Raw genomic sequence first — 19,914 nt, 5'->3', positions numbered from 1 at the left:
CCGCCGAAGGTGATGCTCTGGAACATGTAGAAGGCGAAGGCGGCGTTGGTACCGGTGAGCCGGCCGAACAGGACGATGAACGCCGGCTGGTCCCCGCAGCACTGGCCTGTCATGGCGGCCGTGATCGTCCTGGTCGGCGCGGTGGCCGCGGTGACCACCCAGGCGTTCATCGTCCTGTTCGGCCGGGTCACCGGTTCCATCGCCGCCTTCGCCTTCTACATGTTCCAGATCTTCACCTTCGGCGGCGTATTCCCGGCCGGCACAACACCTCCCGCGTTCCGTCCCGTCAAGGACATCGCCCCGATGACCTTCGCCCGCCGCGCCGTCATCCGCGCCGACATCGCCCTCTACGACACCATGTTCTGGACATCGATCGCCGTCCTGCTCCTCATGCTCGCCGCGTCCTTCGCGATCATGCTCGCGGCCCGCCGCTACGCGGCCACCCACCCCGATCCCGTGACCGAACCCCCGCTCCCGACCGCATCCCCCGCCTGAAACCACCCCTGACCAGCCGATTAGGTGCATCCTCCCGCCCCTGTGTACGGTTGTATACACCGACGCGGGGTGGAGCAGCTCGGTAGCTCGCTGGGCTCATAACCCAGAGGTCGCAGGTTCAAATCCTGTCCCCGCTACTACAGAGGGCGGTCCTGACCAGTAGGTTTCAGGACCGCCCTCAACTCTTATCAAGGTTCGTGGCAACGGATTCGGCATCGCCCGTGACCGACGACTCCTGAGCCTATGAAGTCGAGCCGCCGCGCGGCAGGTCCAGTGGCGGTAGCGGGCGTCGGCAGATCTCGTGGGCTTCTTCGGGGGAGAGGCCGAACATGCGCAGCAGGTCTTCGGCCACTTGGTCGGCGGCTTCGGCGTCGTCGCGTTCGGGGTCGTTGTGCAGCAGGCGTCCGAGGCACAGGGCCGCACCGGCGACGATGGTCATCGACAGTTCCGGGTCACGGATGTCGAAGCGCCCGGATGCTGCCGCGGCCTCGATGTCGCGGCGGGCGCGGGGTGCGAGCCCTCGGTCCGAATTCGCAAGGCGGAGACCGTCATTGAGCAGGACCTTGCTGAGGGTGGGATGCCGGCGGTGCAGGCGGCCGCTCAGCCGAAAGCTCTGCGCGAAGACCTGGGCCGGGTCTTCGACGTCTTCGCACAGCAGATCGAGTAGTGCGCCGTGCCGGTCGAGCGCCTCCTCGACGGCGGCGTGGAACAGTTCCTCACGGCTCTGGAAGTGGTTGTAGAACGATCCCATGCCGACGTCGGCGGCCTGGGTGATCTCGAGGATCGGCACGTTGATCTTGCCTTCGGCCAGCAGTGCTTGCGCCGCACCGACCAGCGCGGCGCGCGTGCGGGCCTTGCGGCGTTCCAGGCGGTTGGGTCCCGACCCGTTGCTCGCGGTCATCGATCCACCTCTCCCTGCTGTCCGGACTCACATCGTAGCTGCTCGGCTCAATATTGACGGAATCGTCAGATAACTCTTGACTGACTCTCTGCTCGTAAGTGACGATATCGTCAGTACTTGGAAGGGAGTGGTCGATGAGCGGCCATCACGATGTACACACCGGCCTGCACAGCGAACAGGGAGCACGAGCGGACGAGCATCCGGGCCGCGCGAGCAATCCCGTGATCAAGGTGCTGGATCTGGCCTGGCTGGAGTTCGAGAAGCCCGACCTGGACGCGGCGGAGGCTTTCGCCCACGCCTTCGGATTCGCGACCGCTTCCCGCACGGCCGCCGAGTTGCAGCTGCGCGGGACCGATCCGGGCGCGCCCTGCGTGCTCATCCGGCGGGGCTCTCGCTCGCGCTTCGTCGGTCCGGCTTTTCGTGCCGCCGATTCCGCCGATCTGCTGCGACTGGCCGCCGCGACCGGTGCGCGAGCCGTGCCATTGCCGGAATCGCTGGGCGGACTGACCGTCGATCTGGTGGATCCGAGTCGCCTACGGGTGCGCGTCGTCGCCGAGACCCACGACCTGGAAGCCTTGCCGACGCAGCGGCCACACATCTTCAACTTCGGGCACGAGGTGGCCCGGGTCAATGCCGCGCAGCGGCCGCCGCGGGCACCGGCACGCGTGCGCCGGCTCGGACACGTGGTGATTCAGTCGACGAGATACCGCGAGACCCTCGACTGGTATCTGCGGAATCTGGGCCTGATCGTCAGCGATTTCCTCTTTTACCCCGGCCAGCGGGAGCGCGGTCCGGTCATGAGTTTCATTCGCTGCGATCGGGGTTCGGTGCCGGCCGACCACCACACGCTCGCGCTGACGCTCGGCCCGTCGAACCGGTACGTGCACTCCGCGTATCAGGTCGCCGATCTGGACGCGCTCGCGGCGGGTGGTGAGTACCTGCGCGAGCAGGGCTATCGCCGATCGTGGGGGATCGGCCGCCATATCCAGGGCAGCCAGATCTTCGACTACTGGCGCGATCCCGACGGTTTCATGGTCGAACACTTCAGCGACGGAGACATGTTCGACTGCACCCTCGAGCCGGGCTGGGCGCCGATGAGCGCTTCCGGTCTGGCGCAGTGGGGTCCACCCGTGACCAAGGACTTCCTCGGCATCAAGCCCGGAGCCGAATCGCTGCGCGAACTGCGCTCGATCGTCGACGCGCTGCGCGAGGACAACGAATTCGATCTCCGCCGCCTGCGCGGCCTGTTGAAAGTGGCCAATTCATGAGCACATCCATCCTCCGTACCGCCGACGCCTGGTGGGTGCGGACCCCCGCCGGTGCCGCCCGCATCGATACCACCGCGACGACCACGCGGGAACTGCTCGCCGATCGTGAGGCGATCGCCGCGGCCGCGTCCGGCACGGAGACCGTGGCGGTGGAGAGCCTTTCGCTGATCTCACCGGTGACCGCGCCGTGCCGGGTGGTGGCGCAGATGACGAACTTCGCCTCGCACGTGAAGGACTCGGGTATGGATCCCGAGACGGTGCCGTTGACGTTCTTCCGCAAGGCATCCGGTTCGATCAGCGGACCGCACGACGATGTCATTCGGCCCGCACACGTGCAACTGCTGGACTACGAGGTCGAGATCGGATTGGTCTTCGGCCGTGAGATGCCGGTCGGTTCGAAGGTCACGGTGGAGAACCTCGCCGACTACGTCGCGGGGCTGGTCGTCACCAACGACGTTTCCGCCCGCGATGTCCAGCTGCCGAAAACCCAGTTCTACGAGGCGAAGTCGTACCCCACCTTCACGCCGGTCGGCCCGGCGCTGGTGCTGCTGGACGCCGATGAGCTGAAGCGGTTCGCCGATCTGCGACTGCGGCTGTGGGTCAATGGCCAAGTGCGCCAGGACATGACGGTGGCGGACATGATCTACCGGCCCGTCGAGACCCTGACGGCGCTGACCCGGTTCCAGCGGATGGACGCCGGGGATCTGCTGCTCACCGGCACCCCGGTCGGCACCGCGCTCAGTGCCCCGCCCAAGCCGGTGGAGATCATCGCCTCGCTGCTGCCGCCGAAGGTCAAGTGGAAGCTGTTCTTCCAGGGCCAGGCCAAGAATCCGAAGTATCTGAAGGACGGGGACGTAGTCGAGGCCGCGATCGGCACCGACGACGGCGCACTCGACCTGGGCCGCCAGCGCACGGTCGTGAGGTACGCGCGATGACCGACAACCCGACCCTGGACGCCGCGGTCGAGGAACTGCTGTGGCCCCGCTGTGCCGGCCCGGGTGACCTGGCGGATATCGAAGCGGTGCCGCTCGCGGCGCGTGGTCTGCCCGAGTCGACCTACGCCCTGCTTGCCCGCGCGGCGTCGCGGTGGCCCGAACGCACCGCGCTCACGGTGCTACCGGAGGCATCGCGCTGGCGAGAACCGTGGCAGCGCAGCTACTCCCAACTGCTGGCCGACGTTCACCGCTACGCGAACCTGCTGCACGCGCTGGGCGTGCGCCGCGGCGACGCGGTGGCGCTCATCGCACCCAACTGCGCCGAGCTTGTGCCGGCGACCCTGGCCGCTCAGCTGGCGGGTATCGCCGCACCGATCAACGGCGGGCTCTCGCCCGATCACATCGCCGAACTACTGCGCCGGTCGGGCGCTCGGGTCCTGATCGCCGCCGGTCCCGAGCTTTCGCCCGACACCTGGTACGGCGCAGGAGAATTGGCCGAACGAGGTTTGGTCGACGCGGTGCTGGTGCTGCGTCCGACCAAGGCTCCGGAGCCCGCACCGGAATTGCCGGTGATCGCGGACATCCTGGTCGGCTACCTCGATGCCCTGGCCGCCGAGCAGGATTCGACCCGTTTTCTCGGGCAGGCGCCGGCGGCCTCGGCCCTGGCGGCCTTGTTTCACACCGGCGGCACGACCGGAGTGCCGAAGCTGGCCGCGCACCGGCATTCCGGCGAGGTCGCCAACGCCTGGATGATCGCCGCCAACTCGCTGGTCGACGACGAGTCGGTGATCTTCGCGGCGCTGCCGCTGTTCCACGTCAACGCGCTGGTCGTAACGCTGCTCGCGCCGCTGTTCCGGGGCCAGTCGGTGGTGTGGGCCGGTCCGCTGGGCTACCGGGACTTCGCGTTGTACGGGCAGTTCTGGAATATCGTGGCGCACTACCGGATCGCCGCGATGAGCGCGGTGCCGACGGTGTACGCGGTGCTGGCGCAGTGTCCGGTCGATGCCGACATCTCGAGTCTGCGCTTCGCGATGGTCGGGGCCTCGCCCCTGCCGCTCGCGGTCCGGGAGAACTTCCAGCAGCTCACCGGGGTCACCCTGGTCGAGGGGTACGGACTCACCGAGGCCACCTGTGCGACCGCGCGCAGCTTCCCCGACGTTCCCCGGCCCGGCGCGGTGGGCCAGCGCATGCCGTATCAGCGGGTCGCGGTCGTCCGCACGGCCGCGGACGGTGCGTGGGAGCGACTGCCGGCGGGGGAGACCGGCACTCTGGTCATCAGCGGCCCCACGGTTTTCGCTGGATACGTGACCGGCCGCGACGAGCACGGCCATCGCCTCGACGGCCTGGGCACCCTGGTGGAGGGCTGGTTGAGCACCGGCGATCTGGCTCATGTCGACGACGATGGCTTCATCCATTTACACGGTCGCGCAAAGGATCTCATCATCCGCGGCGGCCACAACATCGATCCCGCCGGTATCGAGGACGCGCTGCTGAGTCACCCGCGGGTCACCGCGGCCGGGGCGGTCGGGCGACCGGACGTGCACGCCGGTGAGATCCCGGTCGCCTATGTCACGCTCGCACCGGGCGCCGAGGTGACCGAGGCCGAACTGGTGGCGTGGGCGGCCGAGCGGGTGCACGAGCGCGCCGCCGCGCCCAAGACGGTCACCGTCCTCGACGCGCTGCCCGTGACCGATGTCGGCAAACCCTACAAGCTGGGGCTGCGTGCGGACGCCACCCGCCGTGAGCTCATCGACGCACTGGCCACAGTCTCCGGCGTCGCCGGTGTCAGCGCCGCCGTCGAGGACGGCACGATCGCCGCCACCGTCACAGTCGACTCCGGTGCCGACCGCGACGGGGTCGAAGCGATCCTGAGCCGCTATGCGATCGACTCGACAATCGAGGTGCGGCAATGAAAACCGTGTCGAAGGTGCTCGGTGGCGTGCTGGACGTGGCCGCGATGACCGGTGGGTTCCGATGACTTCGCCGACAGTGCCGGTGGTGATCGTCGGGGCGGGCCCGTCCGGGCTCACCGCGGCCACGCTGCTCGCCCAGTACGGCATCGAATCGCTGGTCCTCGAGCGGTGGGAGGGCGTCTACCCGCAGCCGCGTGCGGTGCACCTCGACGGCGAGATCCGGCGGATCGTCGAACGTCTCGGCATCGGCGCGGGATTCGACGCGATCACCCGGCCCGCCCTGGGGCTGCGCCTGGTGGATCCGCGGCATCGGGTGCTGGCGCAATTCGACCGCGATCCGGCCGGGGGCCGCAATGGATTCCCCGAAGCCAACCTGTTCGACCAGCCGGAGCTGGAGACGCTGTTGCGGGCCAATCTGGCGCTGTATCCTGCCGTCTCGCTGCGCTTTGGGGTGGAAGTCACCGAGCTGGCCTTCGAGAAGGGCTGTGTCCGAGTGTATTTCGAAGACCGTGCGACCGGTGGGACCGAGTCGGTGCGCGCTCGCTATGTGCTGGGTTGCGACGGCGCGAACAGCCTGGTGCGCACCGCGGTCGGCGCGCGCATGCGCGACTTGCGATTCGAGCAGCGCTGGATGGTCGTCGACCTGGCGACGACGATCGATCCCGGGCACTGGGGCGGCGTGCATCAGGTGTGCGACCCGCGTCGAGCCGCGACATACATGCGCATCGGCACCACCCGCCACCGGTGGGAATTCCGTTTGCGGCCCGGCGAATCCGCCGACGATTACGGCGATCTCGACCGCGTGTGGCCGCTGCTGGCCCCGTGGCTGGCCGGCGCCGACCGCGAGGGCTTGGAGCTGGTCCGGGTGGCGGAGTACACCTTCCGCGCGCAACTGGCCGACCGGTGGCGTGCCGGGCGGGTGTTCCTGCTCGGCGACGCCGCCCATCTCACCCCGCCGTTCATCGGGCAGGGCATGGGTGCGGGTGTGCGCGATGCCGCCAACCTCAGCTGGAAGCTGGCCGGGGTGCTGCGCGGCGAGCTGCCGGAATCGGTGCTCGGCACCTATGAGACCGAGCGGAAACCGCACGCGCACATGATGATCCGGCTGGCCAAACTCATGGGTTCGACCATGACCGAGGGCGGCGAACTGGGCAATCGACTGCGCAGCCTGCTCGCTCCCAGACTGCACCTGCTGCCTGGGCTGACCCGGACGATCATCAGCGGAGAATCCCCGCCCCTGCACCGCTCCATACTGGTGGCCGCACCGCCGCTGCGTCGAGGTCTGGCCGGACGGCTGGTCCCGAACGACCGGCTGGCCGACGGGCGTCGGGTCGACGACCTCATCGCCGGGCGCTACGCCGTCATCACGACATCCGCCCCGTCACCCGTGGCGGCGGTGACCGTCGAACAGCGCGGCGGCGTGGTGTTGCATGCCATGCCGGGCACCGCGTTGCACCGCTGGCTCCGCGGCGGGCGCGCCGACGCCGTGCTCGTCCGCCCCGACGGCACCGTGCAGACCTGCGGGAAAGCGCTGTCGGATCTGTATTCGTCACTGCCGAGTTTCGCGCCGAGTCTGCCTCCGGCGCAGACCGGCCTGACGACGCCGAAAGCCGCTGATTGATGCGAATGACACTCATGACGATGCCGCCAGAGTCGGTGTCAAGGTAGCGGAATTAGGCGTGATCGCTACCGCTGGCCCCTGACTGACCGCCGCCTCCCAGTGACTCACTGCCTGGGTTCGTGAGCGGCGCGGGTTACTGTCGGCGGCGAATCAGGGTGTTGGATCGCCAACGGTATTTCGCCAGGGCGGCAACGACTTTCGGGGCTACTGTCAGGAGCCTGGCGCTGGCGAGTGGTGATGTGCTCGGCCGGACGTCGAAGTAGGAATACATCTGTTGGTGCACGACCAACCCGTCGCGGAATGTCCAGATCTCGGTGCCGAATTGGCGGTCGCCCCTGCCGAATCCGCCGGTCCAGGTCAGCGCGATGGTGTTCTGGTCGGCGCACTGGACGGTTTTGCGGACGTGCAGGCCCAAGGCGTTGCCGACGGCGACCAGTTCGGTCGCCGCGGTCCGGATCGCTGCGATGCCTCGGTGCTGATCGTGGGCGCCGTCCATGATCCAGTCGGCGACCGCGTCGGGGGCGAACAGGGCGAGCAGTTCGTCGAGGAGACCTCCATTGGTGATTCGCTCGATATCGGCGGCGAATGCCGATGCGTCCGGCGGTCGGTGCAGGGGCGCGGCATTGTTCTGGGGTGATTTCACCGGATGCTCCTCCCGTCGGCCAGGGCGGCGATGACCTCGTGTGCCGCGCGCTCGCCGGATTCGATGGCGCCTTCGATATAGCCGGCGTGTTCGCGGGCGGTTTCGGTGCCGGCCCAGTGGATGTGCCCGGTCGGTTCGGCGGAGGTCGGGAAATAGCCTTCCTCGCTTCCGATATTCGGTAGTGCCGAGTAGCCGCCGCCGGTGTGCGGGTCTCGGTGCCATGCCTTCTCATGCCAGCCTCGAGGCTCCAGGATCTCCGAACCCAGCTGTGCGGCAATGGGTTCCAGGATCTTCGAGCGGCGCGCGCCGGGGGTGAGTTCGTCCAGGGCGCGTGCTTCGGGCCCGGCGACGAGTACGCACAGGTGTCCTGGGCCCGCCGGTGGGGAGGTGTCGAAGATCGCCATTCCGGGTTCGGTGAGCACGATCATTTCCGCGTCACGGTGTTCGCGCCAGAATGGTCGGTCGAAGACCGCGATCGCCTTGTACACCGACCCCATACGGGTGTTGTCCTGCAACCGAATTCGGTCGGCGGGAAGTGGTGGATGATGCGCGATCCGGGCCGCCATCGGCGGCGGGACGGTCACGATCACCTTACTGGCGCGGTAGGTACCGGATGTCGAGCGGACGGTCACGCCGGTCTCGTCACGGTGCAGCGCGGTGACGGCACTGTCGAACACGATCTTTTCGCCCAGTTCGGCGGCCAAGCGTTCGACAAGCGTGCCCGCCGCCTCGGTGAGCATGCTTTCCTGTGCCCCGCCGGCGGTGGAAAGCATTGCGGTGAGCCCGCCTTGGTAGCGGACCGTCTCGAGAAAGGCATGTATCGAGTACTGGTCGAGGTCGGCGGTGCTGGTGACCGATACCAGAATTTCCAGCAGTCGTCGCGCCCGGCGGTTCGGCACTCGGCGCAGCCACGACCGCACACTGCGGGTTCTCCACGACTTGGGGGCCCCGAGCCGTGCCACGATCTCCCATACGAGCAGAACGGTATTGGCGGCCAACGCATCCCGGCCCCACGTTCGGAGCGTGGCATCGCCTTCGACCATCGAAGGCTGCTTCGGGGTGTGCATGGCGTAGACCTCGGTGCCGAGTTCGGCGGCCAACGCGATGAATCGGTGATGGCCATGGCCGATCCATTGGCCGCCCAGATCGACTCGCGAGCCGAGCACCGTGGTCTCGGCCAGCATCCGCCCGCCGGGCCGTGCGGCGGATTCGAGCACGATGACATCGATTCCGCGCCGGTGCAGCTCGCGAGCGGCGATGAGCCCGGCCATGCCGGCCCCGATCACGGCGACCGCGCCCGCTGGTGGCTGTTCCGCCGGACAGTCGGGCGGGTCGATGGGTTGAGGCTGGGTCATCTGAGCACGCTCCAGTGGATGGATTATTCATCGGTCCGACCCGCGAGACCTTTGGCCTGAAACGCACACTAAGTCGGTCAACCGTATGAATGATGGTAAGACGAGGTGACCCGGCACGCAACAGCTGGTGAAGCGGAGATTGCGGAATCGGCTACTCGGTGTCGGCCGCGATGGCGCGCCGTCCCGCGCGGCGGGCCACGGGCTGGGGATCGGCGAAGATCACCAGCATGTCCAACGCCTGCTGCAGGTCGCGCCGGGCGCGCGCGGCGTCGGGCTTGGCGATGTACTGCAGGATCAGCCCGTCGATCTGGGCGAGCGCGAGACGTCCGAGAGTGTCGAAGCCGACCGCGCACCGCTCACCGGACGTCCGGGCGGCCTGTTCGAAGAACTCGGTGACGACGGCGCTGTAGCTCTCATACTGCAACTGCGCCAACTCGCCGGCTTCGTTGCGCAGCGAATATGTCATCAGCTCGTACTGCATGATCTGCAGTCCGACGTGATTGGCGACGAGCTTCTCCCAGAAGCTGCTCACGCCTTGACGCAGGGCATGTTCCACGCCTCGATCGAGTTCGAGTTGCGCCCGCAGTGTCTCGGAGATGTCTCGGATCACGGTGGTGATGACCGCGCGAAGCAGCTGCTCCTTGGACGAGAACACATATTGCAGCGTCCCGAGTGGAACGCCGGCTTCGGCGGCCACCGCCCGCAGTGTGGTGGCGGGCACGCCCACGTCGCTGAGCACCCGCACGGCCGCCGCGATGATCTGCTCCTCGCGCTCGGATACCTTGACGTAAACCACCGAATCTCCTCGCCTTCGCCGCGGACGAATTTTGGCACAGCTCTTGCGAGCCACCATGTCGTGACCTACCTTACAGTCATACAACCGACTGACTTTTGGGAGGCCGACCATGGCCGACAGCGGGTTGAAACCTCCGATGTTCGGAACGATCAGGTTGACGCCGTGCGATCGGGACACCGCGTCGTTGCCGAAGTCCGCGCCTGCCTGGACCGACGAAGGAGAATCGTGACCACATCAACCGACGGCGTCGAGGTCCCGCCGCTGGATTTCGCCGTCGACCGCCTACGGCATGGCGAAAAGCTCTGGGCGGCACTGCCATTGCGGGATCGCCGCGATCTGCTGAGCACGCTGGCACAGGCGACGCTGCGCCACGCCCAGGAGTGGGTCGACATCGCCTGCCGCATCAAACGGCTCCCGGCCGATTCCGCGCTGGTCGGTGAGGAATGGATCAGCGGACCCTACGCGATGCTCAGTAGCATCGCCGCGCTGTCGGAAACATTGGCCGCGCTGGACGAGGGACGAAGCCCCCTCGAAGGGTTCCGGGTGTCGCGCGCCCCGGGCGACCGACTGGCGGTACAGGTCCTGCCGCACAACATATTCGACCGTCTGCTGCTCAGCGGCTTCACCGCCGAGGTCTGGTCGATGCCGGGAACCTCGGTCGCGGAACTGCGCGACACGGCCGGCTTGGCGCAGCGGGAGCCGACCGAAACCCGGGGTGTCGGAGTCGTTCTCGGTGCGGGGAACATCTTCTCGATCGCGCCGCTGGACACCTTGTACGAGTTGTTCGCCCACAATCGGGTTGTCCTGCTCAAGCTGAATCCGATCACCGATCCGCTGCTGCCGGTGTTCGAGAAGATCTTCGCCCGGTTCATCGAACTCGGGCTGGTCGCCATTGTCACCGGCGGGGCGGAGGTCGGCCAGGCCGCGGTCGCCCATCCCGGAATCGGGCACGTCCACATCACCGGCAGCGTGAAATCCCATGACGCGATCGTGTTCGGCACCGGCGCGGCGGGGCAAGCGCGCAGGCAGCATGGTGACCCGCTGTTGAGCAAACCGATCACGAGCGAACTCGGCGGAGTCTCCCCGACGATCGTGGTCCCCGGGAAGTGGTCGGCGCGAGATCTCGCCTACCAGGCCGAACACATAGCCACGCAGAAGCTACACAACAACGGCTACAACTGTGTCGCCTCCCAGGTGCTGGTGATCAGCGGCGACTGGGAGCAGAAGGAAGCCTTCGCCGACGCGCTGCGCAAGGCCCTCGCGAACGCCCCGGGTCGGCCCGCCTACTACCCGGGCAGCGACGATCGATGCGCCGACGCGATCACCAGCCACCCCGGTTTCGAACTCATCGCCGAAACGGGCAGGATCCTGCTGGACAACCTCGCGCCCGACGATGTCGCATTCACCGAGGAGTACTTCGGCCCGGTGCTGGCCATCGTCTACCTTCCTGGACACGACAACCAATTCCTCGGCAACGCAGTCGAATTCGCCAACACCAGGCTCTCGGGCACCCTCGGCGCCAATATCGTCATCCACCCGCGCACCGTCCGGCGGCTCGGTGCCGGATTCACCGATGCGGTCGCCGCCCTCCGCTACGGCACGGTCGCGATCAACGCGTGGACCGGCGTCGGCTACCTCACCTCCCGAGCCACCTGGGGCGCTTTTCCCGGCCACACGATCCGTGACGCGCAGAGCGGCATCGGTGTGGTGCACAACGGTGTGCTGCTCGACCGCAGCGAACGAACCGTCGTGCACGGCCCGTTCCGGCCGTTCCCGCGGTCGATCGTCACCGGAGAATTCACCCTTTCCCCCCGGCCGCCCTGGTTCGTGACCAACCGCACCGCGGCCACCACCGGCCGCAGGCTCGCCGAGTTCGCTGCCCGGCCCGGATGGGCGAAGCTGCCAGCGATATTCGCCTCCGCACTCCGCGGGTGATGGTGGCCGCGATCGCCATGACCGAACCCTCGGGCGGGTCGGACCCGGCAATCCGGGCCGGATCCAACGAAATCAGGAAAGAACTCATCGGACGGGATCTGGGACAGTGACGAGATTGAATACCGCATTCACGCAGCGTTTCGGTGTGGAGCAGCCCATCGTGTGCGGAGGGATGACCGCGGTCGGCACCGCACAACTCATCGGCCCGGTCGCGGAGGCCGGTGCGCTCGGATTCCTGACCGCACTGACCCAGCCCACACCGCAGGATCTGGCCGTCGAGATCGGGCGATGCCGGGAGCTGACCGATCGGCCTTTCGGGGTCAATCTCACTCTGCTCCCCACCATCACCCCCGTGCCCTACGACGAGTACTGCGCGGTCATCGTCGACGCGGGCGTGCCGGTGGTGGAGACCGCGGGAAACAACCCAGCCCCGTATCTGCCCGCGTTGAAATCCGCCGGTATCAAGGTGATTCACAAGGCGGTCAGCGTGCGGCACGCCCTCAAGGCGCAGGAACTCGGAGTCGACGCCGTCAGTATCGACGGGTTCGAATGCGCCGGCCATCCCGGTGAGGACGATGTCTCCGGGTTGGTCCTGATCCGCGCCGCCGCACGTGCCCTGAGCATCCCGATCGTGGCCTCCGGCGGTTTCGCCGATGGTGCGGGGCTCGTCGCCGCCCTCGCCTTGGGCGCCGATGCCATCAATATGGGAACCCGGTTCGTCGCCAGTCACGAAGCGCCCGTGCACATCAACGTCAAGAAGCAGATCGTCGCCAATGACGAACGCGCGACACAGCTGGTGTTCCGGGAGTTCCGCAACACCGCCCGCGTCGCGCGCAATCGCATCTCCGAAGAGATCGTGGCCCGCTCGGGCCAGCCGGGAGCGACCTTCGCCGACATCGCCCATCTCGCTTCAGGGCAGCGCGGACGCGCCGAGGTCCTTGCCGGAGGTGACATGGACGGCGGGCTGTGGTGGGCCGGCCAATCGCAGGGCCTGATCGACGACATCCTGACCTGCCGCCAGATCATCGACTCGATCGTCGCCGACGCCCACGAGATCATCGCCGGTCGTCTGGGTGGCATGGACAACCGGTAAGTCCGACTGCCCGTGTCGATCCGTGGGCGGATCGACCGCCGGCGGGTGCCGGGTTCGAACGGAAAATCAGTCACCTGACTGATTTAGCTGAGCAGGACTGTGGGTCAGGTGACCGGGGCCGGCGAGGCGTTTGAAGAAATCGGTTCACTCGACCGGAGTTGGAGAAAGTTCCGCGTTTCGGGGTATTAGGGGAACCGAACTATCGGCTCTAACTGCATGTTTATCGATGTGATGACCGGTCGGCAGTCTCCGCTAACACGGATGCCTCATTCGATCGACAGAAATTTACACGGCTTTCCTTGCGGCGGCCCAGTGGTTCGTCGTAGCTTCGTCTCACAAAGTCATACAAGCGACTGAATTTAGGGAGTATCCATGTCGGACGTGGACGTCATCGTGGTCGGCGCAGGATTGGCCGGTCTCACCGCTGCGCGTGCGCTCGCCGAGGCCGGCCGCACGGTCACCGTCCTGGAAGCGCGGGACCGAGTGGGTGGTCGAACCCTGGGCGGCGAACTGAGCAACGGAGTCGCTGTCGAACTGGGCGGACAGTGGGTGGGGCCCACACAGGACGCGGTCATGGAGCTGATCGCCGAACTCGGGCTGGAGACCTTTCCGTCCTACGATGACGGGTCGGCCATGACGGTTCTGGACGGCGAGCTCATCCGATACGCCGACGAGTCCTTCGGGCTGCGACCCGATTCCGCCGTGGAGGTCGGCCGGCTATGGGCGGAACTGGAGACGCTGGCGACCACCGTGACAACCGAGGCGCCCTGGGACACCGAGGGAGCGGAAGAGCTGGATCGGCAGACGCTGGACGGCTGGCTGGTGTCGAACACTTCCGACGAGGTGGCGCGGGCGTTCTTCCGGCTGCTGGTGCCGGCCCTGTTCTCCGCCGAGTCCCCGGAGCTGTCGCTGCTCCACTTCCTGTTCTACATCAAGTCCGGAACCAGCCTCGAAACACTCGTGGCCACCACCGGCGGCGCGCAGGAATCTCGGGTGGCGGGCGGCACCCATCGGATCTCGGAGCTGATGGCGGCCGAGTTGGGTGCCATGGTCCGGTTGGGCTGTGTCGTGCGCACCATTCGTCAGGATGAGCACGGGGTGGTCGTCGACTACGAGGGCGGCAGCGTACGGGCGGCGCGGGTGATCGTCGCTGTTCCGCCGACCCTGGCCGGTCGGATCCGTTACGTGCCGGCGCTTCCGGCGTTGCGGGACAGCCTGACTCAGCAGATGCCGGCCGGTTCGGTGATCAAGTTCCAGATCGGCTACGACACACCGTTCTGGCGTGCCGAGGGCCTGAGCGGTTTCGTCCTCAGCATGGACGACGCGTTCAACGTCGTCTTCGACAACTCTCCGCAGGACGCTTCCTGCGGGGTGCTGGTCGGTTTCCTCGAAGGAGCGCACGCCCGCACGGCCTCCACGTCGAGTGCGCCGGAACGCCGCGAACTGGTGCTGTCCGCCTTGGTGAAGTACTTCGGCCCGCAGGCCGCGAACCCGTTCGACTTCATCGAAAAGGATTGGAACGCTGAGGAGTTCACTCGCGGCTGCTACGGCGGCCGACTCGCGGCGGGTGCCTGGACCCACTATGGCCGTGCATTGGTGGCACCCGTGGGTCGTATCCACTGGGCGGGGGCGGAAACCTCGGATATCTGGAACGGGTATATGGATGGCGCCGTGCGGTCCGGCCGTCGCGCTGCCGCGGAGATCCTCGCCGAATGAGTCCCGGATGGCCATCGGCACCTCGAACCGGCTAGAACCGGGGGTGATCCCGGAATCACTGGTTCCGGGACCTCTTTTCGTTTGGTTCGCACTCGTCGTTCGTTCTGAAGATTCGCTCTGATTGCATACCGACAGTTAGGTCTTCTTCGGTCGGATCTTGTGCTGCGACAGACGGTTTCGGCCACTACACTCATTTTCGGAGCAAGGGCGCACCGGGGGTGTAACGCCGTCTCGTGGTGCTCCGCTTACACAGTCGGGGTTGTGCAGGGTGGCATCGAAACCCCTACTGGTCGGCATTTTTCTGGGGAGAATCTAGTGCTGCTCGACTCGGCGCTCGCGCTGCTCTCAATCGCTCTGTTCGCCAATGCGACCGCAACGCTCTGGTGGATGCTCCATGCCTGGCGCACACCGGAAACGTTGGAGGCTACAAGTTTTCGTGCTCCGGATGGTGAAACCGGACTGTCGTTCTCGCTATTGGTGCCGGCCCGCCATGAGGACGCGGTGCTGGCTTTCACCCTGGAGCGCCTGCTCGAATCCGATTACGACGCTTTCGAGATCGTCGTCGTGGTGGGGCATGACGATCCCGCGACGACGGCCGTGGCGCGGCGTGTCGAGTCGGCGAACGACCGTGTCACGGTGGTCGTGGACAGCCATGCGGTGAAGAACAAACCGAAGGCCCTCAATACCGGTCTCGCCTACTGCCGCGGCGATGTGGTTGGGGTCTTCGATGCCGAGGACCAGGTGCATCCGGCCCTGCTCTCGCATGTCGATCACGCGTTCCGGTCCACGGCCGCCGATGTGGTCCAGGGTGGTGTGCAACTGATCAACTTCCACTCCAACTGGTACTCGCTGCGCAACTGCCTGGAGTACTTCTTCTGGTTCCGCAGTCGGCTGCACCTGCAGGCGCGGCACGGCTTCATTCCCCTGGGTGGCAACACCGTCTTCGTCCGCACCGAACGGCTTCGGGAGGTCGACGGGTGGGATGAGAACTGCCTGGCCGAGGACTGCGATCTGGGTGCCCGGCTGTCCACCCGCGGCGCGAAGGTCGTCGTTGCCTACGACGCGCCGCTGGTGACCCGGGAGGAGACGCCCGGCTCGTTGTACGCGCTGTTCAAGCAGCGCACGCGCTGGAATCAGGGCTTCATGCAGGTGTACCGGAAACGCGACTGGCGTCGCCTACCGACGGCGAGTCAGCGCGCCCTCGCCCGCTACACCTTGGCGAGCCCGTTCCTGCAGGCGTTCTCGGGCGTTGCCACCGCGATCGGGCTCGCGATCGCCCTGGCGGTGCGCGCACCGGTCGGGGTGGCGTTGCTGACCTTCCTGCCGATCATTCCGGCGCTGGCCACCGTGGCGTTCGAGATCGTCGGCCTGCAGGATTTCGGCAAGCAGTACGGGCTTCGCATCAAGTGGTCGCATTACCTGAAATTGGTGGTCGGGACGCCGTTCTACATGGCGATGCTGACGGCGGCGGCGACCCGGGCGGTCTGGCGCGAGTACACCGGTCGCAATGACTGGGAACTGACCCAGCATGTGGGCGCCCACCTCGAGCCCGTGCGGAAAGTGCGGGCCACGGCATGACGCTCACGCTGGTCAAAGACTCCACCCCGGCCGCGCAGCCGACGCCGAGTCACGGTGCGCGCCTGCGTTTTCCGGCCGACCGGTGGGTACTCGCGGGCCTGTTGATCATCGTCGCCACGGTGGACGGCTGGAACATCACCAACTATCCGAGCCTCAGCGACGACGAGGGCACCTACCTCGCGCAAGCCTGGGCGGTCCGCTCCGGCGCGGGCCTGACGCACTACACCTACTGGTACGACCATCCGCCGGGCGGGTGGATCCAGATGGCCTTGCTGTCCTGGCTGCCGGAAACCTTTGCGCCCGACCAGCTCGCGGTCGCCACCGGGCGGATCGTGATGGTCATCTTCGCGTTGATCACTGTGGTGCTGCTCTACGTGGTGGCGCGCCGGCTGCGCTTCGCCACCTGGACCGCGGCCCTGGCGGTGCTGCTGTTCGCCTTGTCCCCGCTGTCGGTGACGCTGCACCGGCAGCTCTATCTGGACAATGTCGCCGTCGCGTGGATGCTGGCCGCGTTCGCCCTGGTGCTGTCGCCGCGAAAGCATCTGTGGCACCACGTCGGGGCGGGAATCTGCGCCGCGGTGGCGATCCTGTCCAAGGAGACCATGCTGGTGGTGCTGCCGGCGTTGGGCTTCGCGCTGTGGCAGTCCGCGCACCCCATCACGCGAAAGTTCTCCGCGGCCGGGATGCTGACCGGTCTGGTGCTGACCGGGTGTGTGTATCCGCTGTACGCGCTGCTCAAGGTGGAGTTGCTGCCCGGCGTCGGGCACGTGTCGCTGATCGACGGGGTGCTGTTCCAGCTGCATCAGCGGACCGGTTCCGGCGCGATGTGGCAGACGGGCAGCGCGTCCGGAGAAGTGGTGCGCTCCTGGTTGTTCTACGACCGGGTGCTGCCGGTGGCGGGTGTGATCGCGGTGGTGGCCGCGCTCGCGGTGCCGCGCCTGCGGGCTCCGGCGCTGGCCGGAGCGCTGCTGGTGGTGATGGCCTTGCGGCCCGGCGGCTATCTGCCCGCGATGTATGTGATTCAGGCGCTGCCGTTCTTCGCGCTCGCGGTGGCCGGACTGGTCGATGCCGGGTCGCGAAGGCTGTTGGCCGGGGCGGTATCCGATGTCGCCGAGCGCCGGCGCCGGTCCGGGCGCGGCGGTCGCGAGCTGGTGCGCGCGGTCGCCGTGCCGTCTCCGGTGTGGTGGCTGCGGTGGGCGGTCGCGGCGGTGTGCGTCCTGGTGGCGGTGTCGGTGGTCGCACCGCGCTGGCAGGACGGGCTGCACCGCGCCACCACCTCGCATGTCAATGACGAGTACGCCGCGGCGCTGGTGTGGGTGCGCGAGCATGTCCCGAATCCGGAGCGGCAGGTCATCGTGGTCGACGATGTGCTGTGGCTGGATATGGTCCGACTCGGGTTCACCCCCGGCCTCGGTGCGATCTGGTTCTACAAGCTCGACCTCGACCCGGGGGTCCGGCTGCCCAACGGCTGGCGGGATGTGGACTGGATCGTGTCCACACCCACGGTGCGCGGCAACCTCGCCTCCCTGCCGAATACGGCCGATGTGCTCGACCATTCGGAGATAGCAGCGACATTCGGCCGTGACGAGGGCCGAATCGAGATTCGCCGTGTAGAGAAGGATCGCCGATGAGCCGCATTCGCCCGGGTAGCGTCATCCGCTGGGTACTGGCAGTGGCGCTGCTGGTGACCGTCGTCGCCTCCGCGCCATCGGCCCAAGCCGACAATCTCATGCTCAACGCCGGTATGGAGACGTTGGACGCCAATGGTTTTCCCAGCTGCTGGGAGAAATCCGGCTGGGGTGACAACGATTACACCTTCACCGTCACCGATCAGGCGCACAGCGGCTCGAAAGCGGTGTCCATCAACGTGACCCGGATCGCCAGCGGCGATCGCAAGACGCTGGTGCTGGAGAACGCCCAGTGCGCGCCCCAGGTCACCGCGGGCCATCAATACGACCTGTCGGTGTGGTACAAGACCAGTACCCCCAACACCGTCGTGACGGTGTTCCGCCACGATGTCACCGCCGGGTGGCAGTACTGGACCGATCTGTCCACGCTGCCCGTGACCGACACCTTCCAGAGCGCGAGCGTCCGCACTCCCGCCGTGCCCGCCAACACCGACCGAATCACCTGGGGGATAACGATTTACGGTGTCGGAACGCTGGTCACCGACGACTACGGCATGTCCGATGCCACCCCGTCCACACCGCCGCCGGCCTGTACCGCCGGCGCCGCGTGCACCAAGGGCTCCTGGGAGGTGCTCGCGTTCGAGGCGACCGTCCGCGGCATTCACGCGGCCGTCCTGCCCGGCGGCAAGGTGCTGTTGATCGCCGGCTCGGGCAACGACCCCACCGCGTTCGCCGCCGGCACCTTCAAGACCGCGGTCTACGATCCGGCGACCGGCCAATTCACCGACGTCACAACGCCGTTCGACGCCTTCTGCGCCGGGCACGTGCAGTTGCCGGACGGGCGGCTGCTGGTCATGGGTGGCAACAAGGACTACCCGGCCGCAGACGGCAGTCACGGTTACGAGGGTCTGAAGGACGCCTACGTGTTCGACCCGGCCGACAACAGCTATCACCGGCTCAACGATATGAACGCCGGGCACTGGTATCCGTCGGCCACGGTGCTGGGCAACGGTGACGTGCTCTCGCTGGGCGGTCTCGGCGAGGACTCCAGCGGCACGGTGTCCACCGAGTACTTCTCGGCCGCGCAGCAACGCTGGCTGGGTATGGGGGAGATCCCGCAGACCTGGCGGTTCTGGGGGCTGTATCCGTCGATGGTGCTGTTGCAGGACGGCCGCCTGTTCTATACCGGCAGTCATGTTTTCGGGAACGGGTTGTCGGGCACCGGGGCATCGCTCTACGACTATCCGGCCGGCACCGTCACCGATATCCCGGGGTTGCGCAACAAGGATGAACGCGACCAGTCCATGAGCGTGTTGTTGCCGCCCGCGCAGGATCAGCGGGTGGCTACCTTCGGTGGCGGCAATATCGTCACCAATGTCGACGCCAACGCGCTGACCGACATCATCGACCTCAAGGCCGCTTCCCCGAGTTATCAAGCGGGCCCGGGACTTCCGACGCCCAAGATGTACGTCTCCGCGGTGCTGCTGCCCGACGGCAAGGTCTTCGAAACCGGCGGCGGACTGCACAATCGGGCCGATCCGGTGTACGAGGCGTCGATGTTCGATCCGGCGACCAACGCCTTCACGCCCGGCATGGCCACCGATCCGGTGCCGCGCACGTATCACTCGTCGGCGTTCCTGCTCCCCGACGGCCGGGTGATGGCGGTCGGGGACAATCCGGGCAACGGCACCTTCGACAAGCGGATCTCCATCTACTCGCCGCCGTACCTGTTCCAGGGCGGCGCCCGGCCGGTGATCACCGCCGTGGGCAATGTGAACTGGTCCTACGGCAGCGCTCAGCCGATCACGGTGAACGGCTCGATCACGAAGGCGTCGCTGATCCGCCCCGCCGCGGTCACCCATTCCTCCGACCCGAACCAGCGCTACATCGACCTGCCGCTGACCGTCGACGCCACCGGCACCAAGGTCAATCTCACCACCAACCCGAATCTCGCCCCGCCGGGCTGGTACATGCTCTTCGTCGCCAACGCCGCCGGCGTGCCCTCGGTAGCGCAATGGGTACACGTGGGGTGAGAGG

At 67.0% G+C, this 19,914-nt stretch carries 15 protein-coding genes and 1 tRNA gene; 12 read left to right on the top strand and 4 right to left on the bottom strand.

Going from position 1 to position 19,914, the window contains the following annotated elements:
• Positions 1-111 precede the first annotated feature (111 nt).
• Complete coding sequence (locus tag ACWELJ_RS05130; protein WP_452364896.1) at positions 112-495, top strand: hypothetical protein; 384 nt, start codon at positions 112-114, stop codon at positions 493-495.
• Positions 496-558: 63 nt separating this feature from the next.
• Positions 559-632: transfer RNA gene (locus tag ACWELJ_RS05125), tRNA-Met, on the top strand.
• A gap of 104 nt (positions 633-736) precedes the next feature.
• On the opposite strand, the gene ACWELJ_RS05120 is transcribed toward ACWELJ_RS05125, so the two are convergent.
• Positions 737-1,396, bottom strand: coding sequence for a TetR/AcrR family transcriptional regulator (locus tag ACWELJ_RS05120; protein WP_452364895.1), 660 nt, complete (start codon positions 1,394-1,396; stop codon positions 737-739).
• A gap of 134 nt (positions 1,397-1,530) precedes the next feature.
• Here ACWELJ_RS05120 and ACWELJ_RS05115 point away from each other — a divergent pair, with 134 nt between their 5' ends.
• The 4 genes from ACWELJ_RS05115 (at position 1,531) to mhpA (ending at position 7,133) form a co-directional block, all read left to right on the top strand.
• Positions 1,531-2,664 (top strand): VOC family protein, encoded by a 1,134-nt coding sequence (locus tag ACWELJ_RS05115; RefSeq protein ID WP_452364894.1) that lies wholly within the window; start codon positions 1,531-1,533, stop codon positions 2,662-2,664.
• Positions 2,661-3,599 carry a fumarylacetoacetate hydrolase family protein gene (locus ACWELJ_RS05110; protein WP_452364893.1) on the top strand — a complete coding sequence of 313 codons (939 nt, stop codon included), beginning with the start codon at positions 2,661-2,663 and terminating at the stop codon, positions 3,597-3,599. The genes ACWELJ_RS05115 and ACWELJ_RS05110 overlap by 4 nt, the downstream gene beginning before the upstream one ends.
• Positions 3,596-5,512 carry an acyl-CoA synthetase gene (locus ACWELJ_RS05105; protein ID WP_452364892.1) on the top strand — a complete coding sequence of 639 codons (1,917 nt, stop codon included), beginning with the start codon at positions 3,596-3,598 and terminating at the stop codon, positions 5,510-5,512. The genes ACWELJ_RS05110 and ACWELJ_RS05105 overlap by 4 nt, the downstream gene beginning before the upstream one ends.
• Positions 5,513-5,573: 61 nt before the next feature.
• Complete coding sequence (gene mhpA, locus ACWELJ_RS05100) at positions 5,574-7,133, top strand: bifunctional 3-(3-hydroxy-phenyl)propionate/3-hydroxycinnamic acid hydroxylase MhpA (RefSeq protein ID WP_452364891.1); 1,560 nt, start codon at positions 5,574-5,576, stop codon at positions 7,131-7,133.
• A 133-nt stretch (positions 7,134-7,266) separates the two neighbouring features.
• Here mhpA and ACWELJ_RS05095 read toward each other — a convergent pair whose 3' ends face one another.
• From ACWELJ_RS05095 to ACWELJ_RS05085, 3 genes are all read right to left on the bottom strand, one after another.
• Positions 7,267-7,776 carry a nuclear transport factor 2 family protein gene (locus tag ACWELJ_RS05095; RefSeq protein ID WP_452364890.1) on the bottom strand — a complete coding sequence of 170 codons (510 nt, stop codon included), beginning with the start codon at positions 7,774-7,776 and terminating at the stop codon, positions 7,267-7,269.
• Positions 7,773-9,131, bottom strand: coding sequence for a flavin monoamine oxidase family protein (locus ACWELJ_RS05090; protein WP_452364889.1), 1,359 nt, complete (start codon positions 9,129-9,131; stop codon positions 7,773-7,775). Before ACWELJ_RS05090 ends, ACWELJ_RS05095 begins: the two co-directional genes overlap by 4 nt.
• Before the next feature lie 151 nt (positions 9,132-9,282).
• The gene (locus ACWELJ_RS05085; RefSeq protein ID WP_452364888.1) at positions 9,283-9,927 is read right to left on the bottom strand and encodes a TetR/AcrR family transcriptional regulator; all 645 of its coding nucleotides are present in this window, start codon (positions 9,925-9,927) and stop codon (positions 9,283-9,285) included.
• 225 nt (positions 9,928-10,152) lie between these two features.
• Here ACWELJ_RS05085 and ACWELJ_RS05080 point away from each other — a divergent pair, with 225 nt between their 5' ends.
• From ACWELJ_RS05080 to ACWELJ_RS05055, 6 genes are all read left to right on the top strand, one after another.
• Positions 10,153-11,862 carry an aldehyde dehydrogenase family protein gene (locus ACWELJ_RS05080; RefSeq protein ID WP_452364887.1) on the top strand — a complete coding sequence of 570 codons (1,710 nt, stop codon included), beginning with the start codon at positions 10,153-10,155 and terminating at the stop codon, positions 11,860-11,862.
• Between the two features lie 106 nt (positions 11,863-11,968).
• Positions 11,969-12,955 carry an NAD(P)H-dependent flavin oxidoreductase gene (locus ACWELJ_RS05075; protein WP_452364886.1) on the top strand — a complete coding sequence of 329 codons (987 nt, stop codon included), beginning with the start codon at positions 11,969-11,971 and terminating at the stop codon, positions 12,953-12,955.
• 372 nt (positions 12,956-13,327) lie between these two features.
• The gene (locus ACWELJ_RS05070) at positions 13,328-14,671 is read left to right on the top strand and encodes a flavin monoamine oxidase family protein (RefSeq protein ID WP_452364885.1); all 1,344 of its coding nucleotides are present in this window, start codon (positions 13,328-13,330) and stop codon (positions 14,669-14,671) included.
• A 315-nt stretch (positions 14,672-14,986) separates the two neighbouring features.
• Positions 14,987-16,249, top strand: a complete 1,263-nt coding sequence (locus tag ACWELJ_RS05065; RefSeq protein WP_452364884.1) for a glycosyltransferase — start codon at positions 14,987-14,989, stop codon at positions 16,247-16,249.
• Entirely contained in the window at positions 16,246-17,880 is a 1,635-nt protein-coding gene (locus tag ACWELJ_RS05060; protein WP_452364883.1) for an ArnT family glycosyltransferase, read from the top strand. The genes ACWELJ_RS05065 and ACWELJ_RS05060 overlap by 4 nt, the downstream gene beginning before the upstream one ends.
• The gene (locus ACWELJ_RS05055) at positions 17,877-19,910 is read left to right on the top strand and encodes a galactose oxidase-like domain-containing protein (RefSeq protein ID WP_452364882.1); all 2,034 of its coding nucleotides are present in this window, start codon (positions 17,877-17,879) and stop codon (positions 19,908-19,910) included. The genes ACWELJ_RS05060 and ACWELJ_RS05055 overlap by 4 nt, the downstream gene beginning before the upstream one ends.
• Positions 19,911-19,914: the final 4 nt, after the last annotated feature.

The sequence above is a fragment of the Nocardia sp. NPDC004582 genome, from assembly GCF_053602115.1.
This window is presented reverse-complemented; position numbering and strand designations above follow the sequence as displayed.

Coding starts and splice junctions, on each gene's coding strand:
- ACWELJ_RS05090 (WP_452364889.1), bottom strand. CDS start 9,131: ATGACCCAGCCTCAACCCATCGACCCGCCCGACTGTCCGGCGGAACAG.
- ACWELJ_RS05110 (WP_452364893.1), top strand. CDS start 2,661: ATGAGCACATCCATCCTCCGTACCGCCGACGCCTGGTGGGTGCGGACC.
- ACWELJ_RS05130 (WP_452364896.1), top strand. CDS start 112: ATGGCGGCCGTGATCGTCCTGGTCGGCGCGGTGGCCGCGGTGACCACC.
- ACWELJ_RS05120 (WP_452364895.1), bottom strand. CDS start 1,396: ATGACCGCGAGCAACGGGTCGGGACCCAACCGCCTGGAACGCCGCAAG.
- ACWELJ_RS05115 (WP_452364894.1), top strand. CDS start 1,531: ATGAGCGGCCATCACGATGTACACACCGGCCTGCACAGCGAACAGGGA.
- ACWELJ_RS05060 (WP_452364883.1), top strand. CDS start 16,246: ATGACGCTCACGCTGGTCAAAGACTCCACCCCGGCCGCGCAGCCGACG.
- ACWELJ_RS05105 (WP_452364892.1), top strand. CDS start 3,596: ATGACCGACAACCCGACCCTGGACGCCGCGGTCGAGGAACTGCTGTGG.
- ACWELJ_RS05055 (WP_452364882.1), top strand. CDS start 17,877: ATGAGCCGCATTCGCCCGGGTAGCGTCATCCGCTGGGTACTGGCAGTG.
- ACWELJ_RS05070 (WP_452364885.1), top strand. CDS start 13,328: ATGTCGGACGTGGACGTCATCGTGGTCGGCGCAGGATTGGCCGGTCTC.
- mhpA (WP_452364891.1), top strand. CDS start 5,574: ATGACTTCGCCGACAGTGCCGGTGGTGATCGTCGGGGCGGGCCCGTCC.